The sequence below is a fragment of the Vreelandella sp. EE27 genome, assembly GCF_968206495.1.
This window is the reverse complement of the sequence record NZ_OZ309109.1, coordinates 883,918-895,973: the sequence shown is the minus strand read 5'-3', so window position 1 is coordinate 895,973 and position 12,056 is coordinate 883,918. Positions and strand designations below refer to the sequence as shown.

The 12,056-nt window shown below is 54.6% G+C and carries 12 protein-coding genes; 2 read left to right on the top strand and 10 right to left on the bottom strand.

Translation table 11 applies throughout. The annotated features are described in order from the left end of the window. Complete coding sequence (locus ACWHVV_RS04245; RefSeq protein ID WP_447928237.1) at positions 1 to 858, top strand: sugar phosphate isomerase/epimerase family protein; 858 nt, start codon at positions 1 to 3, stop codon at positions 856 to 858. Between the two features lie 72 nt (positions 859 to 930). Here ACWHVV_RS04245 and ACWHVV_RS04240 read toward each other — a convergent pair whose 3' ends face one another. The 9 genes from ACWHVV_RS04240 to rhmD form a co-directional block, all read right to left on the bottom strand. Continuing rightward, positions 931 to 2,295 carry a GntP family permease gene (locus tag ACWHVV_RS04240; RefSeq protein WP_447928236.1) on the bottom strand — a complete coding sequence of 455 codons (1,365 nt, stop codon included), beginning with the start codon at positions 2,293 to 2,295 and terminating at the stop codon, positions 931 to 933. A gap of 124 nt (positions 2,296 to 2,419) precedes the next feature. Further along, positions 2,420 to 2,605, bottom strand: coding sequence for a hypothetical protein (locus ACWHVV_RS04235; RefSeq protein ID WP_447928235.1), 186 nt, complete (start codon positions 2,603 to 2,605; stop codon positions 2,420 to 2,422). Next, positions 2,605 to 4,038: a purine-cytosine permease family protein gene (locus ACWHVV_RS04230; protein ID WP_447928234.1), complete on the bottom strand. Its 1,434-nt coding sequence runs from the start codon at positions 4,036 to 4,038 to the stop codon at positions 2,605 to 2,607. The genes ACWHVV_RS04235 and ACWHVV_RS04230 overlap by 1 nt, the downstream gene beginning before the upstream one ends. A 102-nt stretch (positions 4,039 to 4,140) precedes the next feature. Further along, on the bottom strand, positions 4,141 to 5,577 hold the full coding sequence (gene aldA, locus ACWHVV_RS04225) for an aldehyde dehydrogenase (protein ID WP_447928233.1): 1,437 nt from the start codon (positions 5,575 to 5,577) through the stop codon (positions 4,141 to 4,143). A gap of 58 nt (positions 5,578 to 5,635) precedes the next feature. Next, positions 5,636 to 6,433, bottom strand: coding sequence for an HpcH/HpaI aldolase family protein (locus ACWHVV_RS04220; RefSeq protein WP_447928232.1), 798 nt, complete (start codon positions 6,431 to 6,433; stop codon positions 5,636 to 5,638). 29 nt (positions 6,434 to 6,462) lie between these two features. Next, positions 6,463 to 7,233, bottom strand: coding sequence for an SDR family NAD(P)-dependent oxidoreductase (locus ACWHVV_RS04215; protein ID WP_447928231.1), 771 nt, complete (start codon positions 7,231 to 7,233; stop codon positions 6,463 to 6,465). Between the two features lie 31 nt (positions 7,234 to 7,264). Then, the gene (locus tag ACWHVV_RS04210; protein WP_447928230.1) at positions 7,265 to 8,149 is read right to left on the bottom strand and encodes an amidohydrolase family protein; all 885 of its coding nucleotides are present in this window, start codon (positions 8,147 to 8,149) and stop codon (positions 7,265 to 7,267) included. After that, positions 8,140 to 8,475, bottom strand: coding sequence for an L-rhamnose mutarotase (gene rhaM, locus ACWHVV_RS04205; RefSeq protein ID WP_447928229.1), 336 nt, complete (start codon positions 8,473 to 8,475; stop codon positions 8,140 to 8,142). The genes ACWHVV_RS04210 and rhaM overlap by 10 nt, the downstream gene beginning before the upstream one ends. Before the next feature lie 20 nt (positions 8,476 to 8,495). Beyond that, positions 8,496 to 9,680 (bottom strand): L-rhamnonate dehydratase, encoded by a 1,185-nt coding sequence (gene rhmD / locus ACWHVV_RS04200; RefSeq protein ID WP_447928228.1) that lies wholly within the window; start codon positions 9,678 to 9,680, stop codon positions 8,496 to 8,498. A gap of 250 nt (positions 9,681 to 9,930) precedes the next feature. Here rhmD and ACWHVV_RS04195 point away from each other — a divergent pair, with 250 nt between their 5' ends. Continuing rightward, positions 9,931 to 10,869 carry a LysR family transcriptional regulator gene (locus ACWHVV_RS04195; RefSeq protein ID WP_447928227.1) on the top strand — a complete coding sequence of 313 codons (939 nt, stop codon included), beginning with the start codon at positions 9,931 to 9,933 and terminating at the stop codon, positions 10,867 to 10,869. A 287-nt stretch (positions 10,870 to 11,156) separates the two neighbouring features. Here ACWHVV_RS04195 and dkgB read toward each other — a convergent pair whose 3' ends face one another. Continuing rightward, complete coding sequence (dkgB, locus tag ACWHVV_RS04190; protein WP_447928226.1) at positions 11,157 to 11,969, bottom strand: 2,5-didehydrogluconate reductase DkgB; 813 nt, start codon at positions 11,967 to 11,969, stop codon at positions 11,157 to 11,159. Between the last annotated feature and the right edge of the window lie 87 nt (positions 11,970 to 12,056).

The window sequence follows — 12,056 nt, the reverse complement described above, 5'->3', positions numbered from 1 at the left end:
ATGAATATTGGCATTAGAGCTCATGACCTGCCTAAACAGACATTGAATAGTCTTGTCGACAACTTATCAGCCAGGCGTCTAAACACCGTACAGCTCGCTTTGGGAAAATCCTTCGATTTAATCCCTGAAGTGGGATTTATCACCCCGGGTTTGGCTAGCCATATCCACAAAGCATTCAGCGAAAGAGGTCTGAGAATATCGGTGTTGGGCTGCTACGTTAATATCATCCATCCTGATCAGCAGGAGCGTGAGCAGGCGCTCGCCCTGTTCAAAGAGCACTTAAAGTACGCGCGGGACTTCGGCTGCAGCATTGTGGGTACCGAAACCGGCAATGTAAATGCCGAGATTATGTATACCGAAGATAACTTCACAGAGGCAGCCTTCAGTGAGATGGTGAAAAGCGTCAGGGAACTGGTAGTAGAAGCAGAAAAATTTGGCGTTATTGTCGGTATAGAGCCAGGGGTCAATCATCCGCTCCATAGCGTGGATAAAGTACGCCGTTTAGTGGATGCCATACCCTCGAATAACTTGCAGATCATTTTTGACCCTGTCAATCTATTAACGAGTGATAACTATCATGATCAACAGGAAATTTTGAGCAGCGCCATATCCGAGTGGGGCGATAAAGTCGCCGTTATTCATGCTAAAGACTTTATTATCGACAACGGCCGTTTGGTATTTGTACCTTTGGGCAAGGGCTGGCTTGATTATCAATTGGTATTTGACCAATTAATCACGAAAAAACCCTATATCGATATCATCATGGATGAAATCCAGGCAGATGATATCGAGGCCAGTTTTGCCTTCATCCAATCTCTGAGTAACGTTGGCCCCCATATCAGCAATCACCCCCGCTAACGAGCAGACGGCGCTAGCCCCATTTGGCTGGCGCCCACCGCTCCTGCAGTAACGGCTTCGAATTTCGATGGGTCAATTCCAAATCAATACGCCGACGATTGTCAGCATCAGGATCATCAATGACACCATCGCCTCGCCCAGCGTATAGGTTTTGAATCCCCCGCGAACGGTGAACCTGGCCAATTGGGTAGTGATCCAGAAGCCACTATCGTTGACGTGACCAATACTGATACCGCCCGCTAAAGCCGCCAAGGCAATCCATAGCGGCTCGACGACCCCTGTGGAGGCCGCCCCCGCCATGATGGTCATGGCAGTAATACCGGCCACGGTACCAGAGCCTTGGGCGATCCGGAAAATAGCCGCCAAAGCATAGGTCAATAGCACCATGCCCAACGCTGACTGGGTATCTCGGAAAAGCTGATCGACCAGCATTTCACCGATTTGCGTCTCCTGAATTACGGCTCCCAACGAGCCCCCCGCACCGGTGACCAACAGCACAAGTCCCGCCGTTTGTAACCCTCTGGAGGCGGAAACATCACACCGATCGCGGGACATCAGTGGAATGGAAACGGCATATGCTGCTATCGCCCCGAGCATCAAAGCCACGATTCGATCACTCACAAAGGCGACGAAGCCAGGCGGCTCGGTCCCTCCAAGTACACCGATTTGCTGGCCGTAATCGTATAGTGTGCCGCTTAAAATGAGCAGGATAGGAATGGCGATAGGCGCCAGTGCCTGCCACAGCGGGATGTCCGCCACGTCAGGGTGCGCCGCAGCTTCCTCATCGAGCTCACCAGCTTCATCAATCGCCAATTCGTCTTTGGCGGCATTCCAGATACCGGCATCCAGCAACATAAAATAGAGTTTCATGACGATCAGCGACGTGATCAGCCCAACGGTCAGCCCTGCAAAGGTCATGATACCAATATCAAAACCAAGGATAGAGGCCGCCGCTAGAGGATTGGGAGTAGGTGGCACTATCGTATGCGAGGTGGCCGCACCGATTACCAGCGCACCAATGGCATACGGCAACGGCTTGCCCAATGTTTTGGCCAGAGCCACGCCTAGCGGCACCAGAATCACAAAGGTGACATCGAAGAACACGGGTATCGACAGCAAGAACCCGGTAAGTCCGAGGGCATATAACCCGGCTCCTTTAGGCGCACTGGATACCATTTTGTGGGCAATCTTATGGGCGGCACCCGAATCACTCATGAGTTGGCCAATGATCACCCCAAAGCCGATCGGCAAGCCGATGGCCGTCATGATATTGCCAAAGCCTGCACCAATGGCATCCACCGTGCCGGTCATGCCAAGACCCATGGATAAGCCGAGATACAAGCAGCCCACTACCAGGCTAATGGCGGCATTTAATTTTACGTAAAGTATCAGCAACAGGATCAGCAAGATCGCTATTGCAAGATGCAATACTTCCATGGCGGCGTCTCCACTATTATCGTCTTTATTGAGTTCACAGAGGCTCAAGTGGGCGGAGCGTATCCGCCACTTATTTCGCTATTATTATTAGACCAGTTACTGAGGCGCTAGAACGGTGTAGCTATTAGTCTTTGGATGTTTCACCCTCTCTTCTCATCCACACAGGAGTCGCGATAAACCAGGTAGCGGTTACCGCTAATACGCTCCCCTTCATCGTGGAATCGCTGACCACGTCAAACAAATACAGCAGCGGTAATAGTACGGTCAGCACCAGCATCAAAAGTGAAATACCCTGGAAAAGCTTACGCATTACAAAGACTCCCGCTTTGATATGGAAGATGTCTTTGATACTGCTTGCCGCTTACGCTGAGCAATAAAGCTTAGGGCGATAAATAGAGCCGCAGCGATGAACCACCCGGGCAGCGCTACAAAGAAGATTTCGATACCGGCAAACTGCACCATGAACAGGCAAACGGCCAACGTCACCAGCCATGTCGCTATCACAGGTATCGTAAAGCGCTGCCCAGCGTGTTCGGCATAAAAGCTTTTCAGCCCTAGCTTGGGCAGTATCCAGTAATCGATAACGATCACCGCCCCTATAGGCATGAGCAGTAGACCATACAGCGCGACAAAATCCAGAAGCTGCATCGCCACACCTGGAAATAGCGCCACGACAGTCGTCAAAAGCCCAGTACCGATAGTCACTTTAAAGCGCGAAACCGAGGGAATGACCGCCTGAAAAGCCAGGCCTGCCCGATAGATGGTTGGATTGGCCGTCGTCCAGCCGGCGATGATGACGCAGATTAGCCCCGCCACTCCTAAAGCCTGATCAGCCAGCGGGCCAGGCAGGGGGTTAGGCATCTGCCCCGCCTCAGAGGCCGCTATGACAGCAGCCTCGCTGGTAAGTCCCGCGTCATACATTTGAAAGGCAAACAGCATTGAGGCCGCCAACCAGGCCATAAAGTGGCCAACATACATGCCTGCAGCCGAAGCAATGCTATACCAACTCTTGCGCGCAAACCGCAGCACCGTTAAGTCGGACATGCCCACGTGCATGGCCATATTGGCGAACCATGCAAAGAAAATCACATGCCAAATCGAAAAACTGGGCTGGCCCGGCACTTCCACACCGGTCCATATCGCGGTATCCGCTAGCGTCCACAAATCGCTTAGTGAACTTGCTTCAGCCCCCGTCGCATCGATAAACCACTTCAATGATACGATGCCAAAACCAAGGAACATCAACACCATCCAAGGAGCCGCGATATTGGCAAACCATGACACAAAGCGGTAGCCAAAAGCTGCGACGAGCGTAATCACTATTCCCACGCCCACAACACTCAACACCCAGCCCAAGCTATTGGGCAACAGGTCAGCAAGAGTTGGTAGTGGAAACCCAAACCATACACCGACGGCTGTGGCCGACACGGTGATCATCGCCCCAGCAAGAAAGCAGAATGAAACGCCGTTGGCCAAGTTGTAAAGAATGACCGTATAACGGCCAGCAATTTTTTCGAGGTGCCGGTAGAGCGTTAGCCGCACTCGCGTGCCGATGGGTGCGGTTAAAAAAAACCAACTCATTACAGCTAACAAGTTGCCCACCAGCAGCCCTACGACCACATCGAAGGCGGCCACACCTGCGAGCACAAACAGCGGGCCGATCATCAGCTCGGTACCTGCGGTGTGCTCGCCTGCGTACATACCGATAAAGCTTTTGAAACCAAGCCGGGCCTTGGCAGGCACCGGCGTACGCTCGTACTCTCCACCCCCTACGCCAGACGCATCTGGCGTAGGGGCAGAGTCGCTCGTATGACTCATGGCTGGATACCTCTGTCGGATGGGTTATCAGGTTTCCAGGTACACCACATGGCTATGGGTATATTCGTATAGGCCATGCTTGCCATCCGCTCCACCAATCCCTGATTTACGCACCCCCGCGTGGAAGCCTTGCATCGCCTCGAAGTTTTCACGGTTGATGTAGGTCTCACCAAAGTCCAGCTCCCGCGCTGCCTGCATGGCGCTGCTGAGGCTGCGCGTATAGATAGAAGAGGTCAGTCCATATTCGCAGTCATTGGCTAGCGCGATGGCTTCATCGAGGGTATCGACAATCTGTATAGGGAGGACGGGACCGAAGATCTCCTTGCGCATGATCTCCATATCATGACGGCAGTTGGAAAGCACTGTGGGCTGATAGTGAAACCCAGCGCCAGAATCGGCGATGCTGCCACCGGTAACCAGTTCAGCGCCTTCACGACGTGCGGTTTCCACCATTTGCGCGACTTTATCCAATCCTGCCTGGTTGATGATCGGGCCCATTTCGACGTCACTATCGGCTAGCGGGTCGCCAAAGCGAGTAGCCTCCATCGCTTTGGCCATTCGCGCGGTAAACTCATCGGCTACGCCCCGCTGAACGTAAACACGCTCAGCACAGTTACAAACCTGGCCGGTATTGATGATCCGAGAGCCGCGGATAGCGTTCACCGCCAAGTCAAGGTCGGCATCATCGAGCACGATAGAGGGTGCCTTACCGCCCAGCTCCAGATTGAGCTTGGTGATATTGTTTGCCGCGTTGGTCATGATGCGGCTACCCGTCTCTACGCTACCGGTGAAGCTAATCATATCGACCTGCGGGCTGGCGGTAAGGGCGTTGCCCGTCTCAGCCCCGGTACCGCTGATTACGTTGAACACGCCCTTCGGAAAACCAACCTCATCGAGCAGCCGAGTGAACTCGAAGCAGTTGTTGGGCGTCTCTTCACTTGGTTTGATGACCACGGTGTTCCCTGTGATCAAGGCAGGTGCCATCTTGCGGGCTATCAGGAAAAACGGAAAGTTCCAAGGCAGGATGCCGGCGACGACGCCAAGCGGTTTACGAAACAAAAATATATTCTCTTTAGGCCGATCACTCTGAATGATTTCGCCTTCGATACGGCGCCCCCATTCGGCCATATAATCCAGATAGTCCGCCGTAAAGTTGACCTCGACTTCGGCCAGACCGCTGACCTTGCCCTGCTCTTGGGTAATGGTACGCGCCAACGATGTCACGTTATCGCGTAGTTTGTCGGCCAGCTTGTGCAGCCATGCCGCCCGCTCGACGGCCGGTGTCGCAGCCCAGCTCTTTTGCGCGGCACGGGCAGCCTCTAGTGCCCGGTCAACCTCTCCAGGATTGGCATTGGGCACCCGCGATAGCAGCGCTTGAGTAGCCGGATTAAAAACCTCCAGGTGCTGCTCGCTTGGCTCGAAGACACCATTGATATAGTTTTGATAAGTGGTTGGCTGTGACATCGTGAGTCTCCTGTTATCGTTATAGGTCGCGGCGCTAATGCCGCAATGGCTCAGTGTTTTAATACGTGCCGGATGGCTTTTGCGTCGGTTGCTCTTTATAGCGAGCAATCGTCTCCATGGCGCTTTGACGCAGCAGGCTGATATCAATCCCCACCGCGATGAAATGACAGCCTAGTGCTTGGTATCGTCGGGCATCTTCTTCGAGCGGCGCTAGAATTCCCACCGGCTTGCCCGCGGCCTGGGCGGTCTTGATCACCTTCTCAATCGCCTGTTGAACGTCGGGATGGCCCGGATTGCCAGCATGCCCCATTCCCACCGACAGATCGGCAGGACCAATGAATACCGCATCCACCCCGTCGGTATTGGCAATCGCCTCGGCGTGTTCCACGCCTTTGGGCGACTCCACCTGCACAATCAGACAGAGTGACTCATGAGCCTTATGCAGATAGTCGTCGACGCCATCCCAGCGAGTCGCTCTTACCAGGCCCCCACCTACGCCACGGATACCGTGCGGTGGGTAGCGCGTCGCTTGCACCAGCGCCGCGGCCTGCTCGGCGCTTTCGACCATGGGTACCATTAACGTCTGAACGCCAATATCGAGCAGTTGCTTGATCAACGCCGGGTCCTGATTGACACAGCGCACCACCGGCGCGGTTGGGTAAGGCGCCACCGCTTGTAGCTGGGCCAGAATCGTGGGCACGGTATTCGGCGCATGCTCACCATCGATGAGTAACCAGTCAAAGCCGGTACCGGCGAGAATTTCGGCGGCATAGCCTGTCGCGAAACCGGCCCAGCAACCAAACAGGGGATCGCGCTCGGTCAGCGCATTTTTGAAGGTATTAACGGGCATCTGCATGCTTGCGGCTCCCAAGAGGTAATAACCAGTTACTGCAAATTGACGTACATGCCACCGTCTACCAGTAGCGACGCACCGGTAACGTACTGCGCCATGTCGGAGGCGAGAAATACCAGCGGCCCGGCCAGGTCTTCAGGGCGACCCAAACGGCCCAACGGCGTGCGCTCGGTCATGTAATCCCGCTTCTCCTGGTCGGCAAGGTCGTCCTTGTTGATATCGGTTTCGATAGTGCCTGGAAGCAGCGCATTACAGCGAATTCCATAGGGCCCCAATGCCACCGCACAGGACTGCATCAACGACAAAAGCCCTGCTTTGGTGGGGGTATAGTGCGTTTGCATCGCCCCGCCCACGAGTGCACTGATAGAACTCACCGCGATGATCGCGCCGCCGCGGCCTTGGCGTTTCATCTGATTGGCTGCGGCTTGAACCGCGAAGAAGGCGCCATTGAGATTCGTATTAACCGTGTCAAGATAGGTCTCCCGCGGCATATCCAGAAAACTATGGAAAGGACAAATACCCGCATTATTTACGAACACATCGACACCCCCGAAATGCTCGACGGCGGCGTCAACCAATAGCTGACCGGTATCCGGATCTTCCGCAGGCGCGCCAACCCCGACTCCCTTACGGCCCAGCGCTTTGATTTCCTGGATCAATTCGTCGACCGCGGTACGACTAGAAGGACTACCGCTATAGCCAATGATCACATTGGCCCCTTGGCGCGCACACTCCAGAGCGGCCGCACGGCCAATGCCCCGTGAAGCGCCGGTAATAATGACGCTCTTATCCGCTAGCAACATATAAAATCCTTTGAATTTCAGTCAGTAAAATTTAAATGCGATAAATGCGGCGAGCATTCTTCACAAATAGCGCCTGATGCTCCGCCTGGCTCGCATCAGCCACTATCTGGGCATAGGCACGCCAGATATCTTGATAGCCGGCATACAACCCATCCACCGGATAGTTGGAAGCAAACAGGCAGCGCTCTACCCCAAAGGCATCGAGCGCCTCGAGAATCAGCGGGCGGATACTACCGACACTCCAGTGGTGATCGAGCATGCCGAAGCCGCTCAGCTTGACCGCTATATTGGGCTGGCGAGCCAGCAAGCGCATTCCATCGCGCCACTCGCGCCAGCCGCGTACGCCTTGCCGGTCGACATACATGCCCGCGTGATTTAAAACGAATTGAATATCCGGGTGACGAGCGGCTAACGCGGCGGCCTGAGTCATTTGCGAAGGATAAATCTGCAGGTCAAACGAGAGCTCCAGTTGCGCTAGCCGGGCCATGTTCTGCTGCCATAGAGACTCCTCCATGTAGTGGCGCCCCACATAGTCGTAAAGCGGGTCCTGGTGCACATTGAGGATTTGGCGTACCCCACGTATCTGGCTTGAAAGTTCGAGCTGGGCCTCTAGCTGCGCTGGCGCCTCATGCTGCGATAGATCCACTCCTGCGACCATCGCCACGTCCAGGGAAGAATGCCTGGCAAGCAGGCGAGTAAGCCACTGTGTTTCTGCCACAGGGTCATCCGCATCGGCTTCCACATGTACCAGCCCCATAAGCTCTATGTCGTCGAGCTGATCGAACAACTCCTGGGGTCCGAAGTCGCGCGCCATGGGCGTGTAGTCGCCCAGCAAGTTCGGCGAAGGGTTCTCGAGCCAGGGCTGATTGCCCTGGTCGAGGGCCCAAAAATGCAGGTGCGGGTCGACTACTTGCAAGCTGACTCTCCAGGTAAAAAGACAAACACTTCCTCAAGGGGGATGCTGACCGGCGATTTATCTGAGGCCGTGTCCATAATATCGTCCATATATGCCCACCAGCGCTGCATAACGGGCAGTGCAGCCAGCTGGTCGACGGTGTGCGCCTCGCGCAGGTACATGATGGCGAACAAATGATGGCTTCGTGGATCCAGGAAAATCCGGTACTCCTCAATGCCAGCATCGGCTAAAGCCTTCGCGAGTTCTGGCCATAACTCGTCATGTCGACGCCGGTACTCCTTTTCCTGCCCGGGATAGAGCGTCATACGCACTGCTTGAATGGGCATGAACCCTCCTTTCAATCGACTCAATGAGTATAGGGACGCGCCAACTCGCAATCAGGATTCAGGCGTACGCCAAATCCGGGCTTGTCGAGTTTTGAAGCAGGCATGCGACCGTTTTCGGGCACCGGTTCATCCAAAAGTAACGGGTTGAACATAGGCACGACCTCGTCCGCCTTGGGCGCCATCATCAAGAATTCGGCGAACGGGCTGTTGTGGCGTGTGATCACGAAGTGATAGCTGTATACGGAGGAGCCGTGCGGTACGACCAGCTTGTTATGAGCATCGGCCAAGGCAGATATTTTGATCAGCTCAGTGATCCCGCCGCACCAGCCCACATCGGGTTGAATGACGTCGCAGCACTCCATTTCAAGCAGCATGCGAAAGCCCCATCGGGTCGCTTCATGCTCGCCCGTGTTTACGAGCATGCCCTTGGGGACATCGCGTTTGAGCTGGGCATAGCCCCAATAGTCATCCGGCGGCAAGGCTTCTTCGATCCACTTCAGATCATACTCTTGAGCGCCCTGAGCCAACCGCGTGGCATAGTTGATATCGAGGCTCATCCAGCAGTCGTACATCAGCCAGAAATCATCGCCAACGGCATTACGCATCTTGGCCAAGTGCTCCAGATTTTTCTGAAGCCCCTCATCGCCTTCGGCTGGCCCATGCACCAGCGGCATCTTGCCACCAATAAAGCCCATTTCCTTGGCCAGATCCGGACGTGCGCCGGTGGCATAAAACACCAGCTCATCGCGGACCGGACCGCCCAGCAACTGATGTACCGGCAGTTGACGCACTTTGCCCAATAGATCCCAAAGGGCCAGATCAACACAGGAAATCGTATTGACCACCACGCCTTTACGTCCGTAATAAAGCGTGGCGTTGAACATCTGATCCCAGATCTTTTCGATCTCGCCCACCTGCTTGCCTTCAATAAAGCGCGCCAGGTGTTTCTCGACGATCCAGGCACCAATTTCGCCGCCGGTGGTGACGGCAAACCCGACCGTGCCATCGTTTGCCTCTACCTCGACTACTAACGTGCCCAAGACATTGAGCCCGAAACTGCTTCGGGTCATTCGGTACTCAGGGTACTTGCTCATGGGCGTGGCAATTTGTGAGTCGATCCAGTGCCCTTCTGCCTGGTCGTGATAATCCGCACCGCCACCGCGAACGGTATAAGCGCGCACTTGCTTGATAGTCATATCGCTCATTAACGTTCCTTTTAGCTCTTATTAACGCCATCGTATTAAGTAACGTTGTATGTAAAAGTAAGTTAGTGGGCCAATGCTTATCCAGCTCTTCTCGATACCTTTTAGTTATCGACTGGCTTGACGCCCACAACGGTGCGGCTTTGGATCCAGGCAGGTAAAATACGTGATATGGCTCACTAGACTAATGTCGCACAGCTTGAGACGTTCACTTCGCCATACTATTTAGGTATCAAAAAAGCGAGCAACAACCATGGAAAGCTTTCAGTCACTGGTCGCACGACTGCGCTACAAGCACCTGCTGATGCTTTCAACACTAGGGAAACGCAGAAATCTTCATCAGACAGCTGCCGCCATGCATATGTCTCAGCCAGCAGCTACACGAATGCTGGGAGAAATTGAGCGAGTGTTTAGCTGTCAGCTTTTTGAACGCACCGCGCATGGCATGCAGCCCACGGGTCCAGGCGACATGCTCATCGAATTTGCTGAAAACGCCTTGGCACGCTTGGATCGTTGCGCCGAAGAGATGCACCGCTATCAGCTGGGCGGCCGAGGTCAATTGACGGTAGGTGCTATTATGGGGGCCGCGCCCGAACTGGTAGCGCAATCCATTATTGAGATGAAACGCCAGCGCCCTCTTCTACAGATACGCTTGATGGGAGAAACCAGCGACCAGCTCGTGGAACTCCTCGAGCAGGGAAAGGTGGATATCGCCATTGCCCGCTATGCCACCTCGATCCAGCATAATCAGTTCGACTTCGAACCGTTGGGTAATGAAAACATGGTGACAGTAGTTCGCCGTCATCATCCGCTCGTTGAGGCGCCACTGCCGCCTTTAAAGGATCTGCTTGAAATGTGGCCCTGGATATTGCAACCCATCGCAACACCCGCGCGCCAGGCACTGGAAAAAGAGCTCGAAATGGAAGGGTTGGTTTCGCCTCGAGATATTATCGAATGCGGATCTATCTTTGCGGCTTTACAGCTTGTGCAGAAAAGCGATGCACTGCTTGTGATGGCCGAAACCGTACTCAACGATCACTTATCGGCGGGATTGATTGAAAAGCTCCCCATGAGCTTGGGCAGGACGCTAACACCTTTCGGACTATTAACCCGAAAAGAGACTTACTATAGCGAACCAGTGACTGGTTTTTGCGACATCCTTCGACGAAACGCCACTCAGTGGCGAGATTAATGCATGCCCGATAGCTATCGATAACACAAAAAACCGATTCTTCAGACCTTACGAAAGCCGTTCGATTCAATACAGTTGACAATTGGTAACCCATAAACCAGCAAAGGCCTTGGCTGCTATATCCAAGACATGGATATGCAAAGCTTCTCTTTGAGTGCGTTGTCACGACCTTTCTGCGGCTTAAAGCTGCTTGTTTCTAAAGTGCTTCGTGCAGATAAAGGCGCCTGCTAATGCAGGCGCCGATTGCGGCCAACGACCCCGTCGGGATTGCTGCCCGTTATACGAGTTTACTCATCCCAGGCCGGCGCCATGTCCGGGTTGGCAATACGTTCGCCGCGGTCGAGGGTCGCGATATCCGCCATTTCGGCCTCGGTCAAGGTGAGCTCGAAGGCCTTGATGTTGCTTTCGATATTACGCGCCTTGGTGGAGGACGGAATGGTGACGATGCCGCGGCCCTTGAGCCAGGCCATGGTGATCTCGGCCGGGGTGACGCCGTGGACACCGGCGATCTGCTTGAGTACCGCATCCTCCATCACCTTGCCCACTGCCAGCGGCATGAACGCGGTGACCTCGATGCCCAGTGACTCGCAGTGTTCGGCCAGCTTGCGATTTTGCAAGAACGGATGCACTTCGATTTGGTTGGTGAGGATCTCACCCTTACCGAGAATGCCCACTGCCTCGTCGAGCTGGGCGATGGTGAAGTTGGAAACGCCGATATGGCGCGCCTTGCCTTCCGCCTTGACCTCTTTTAGCGCGGTCAGGTAATCCGCCATGGGCACTTCGTCGTTGGGCGAGGGCCAGTGAATCAGCAACAGGTCCACGTACTCGGTCTTGAGCTTTTTCAGGGACTCGTCGACGCTCTGCTTGAGCGCGTCCGGCTCGAGGCGGTCGTACCAGACCTTGGTAGTCAGGAAGATATCGCCACGGGCCACGCTGCTATCGCGAAGTACCTCGCCGACGGTCTCCTCGTTGCCGTAAAACTGGGCCGTATCGATGTGCCGATAGCCCGCCTCCAGCGCGGCGTTGATGCTCTCTTTAAGCGTCTCCCCTTCCAAGCGGAAGGTGCCGAAACCGGGATTGGGCAGGGTGGTCGTAGCCATGGGTATCATCCTTTTTGCGTTAAGCACTTGCATGTGCGGTGTCGTTAAGACTTAAGTAGCGATATGGGGCACACGGCAGCCAAGTTC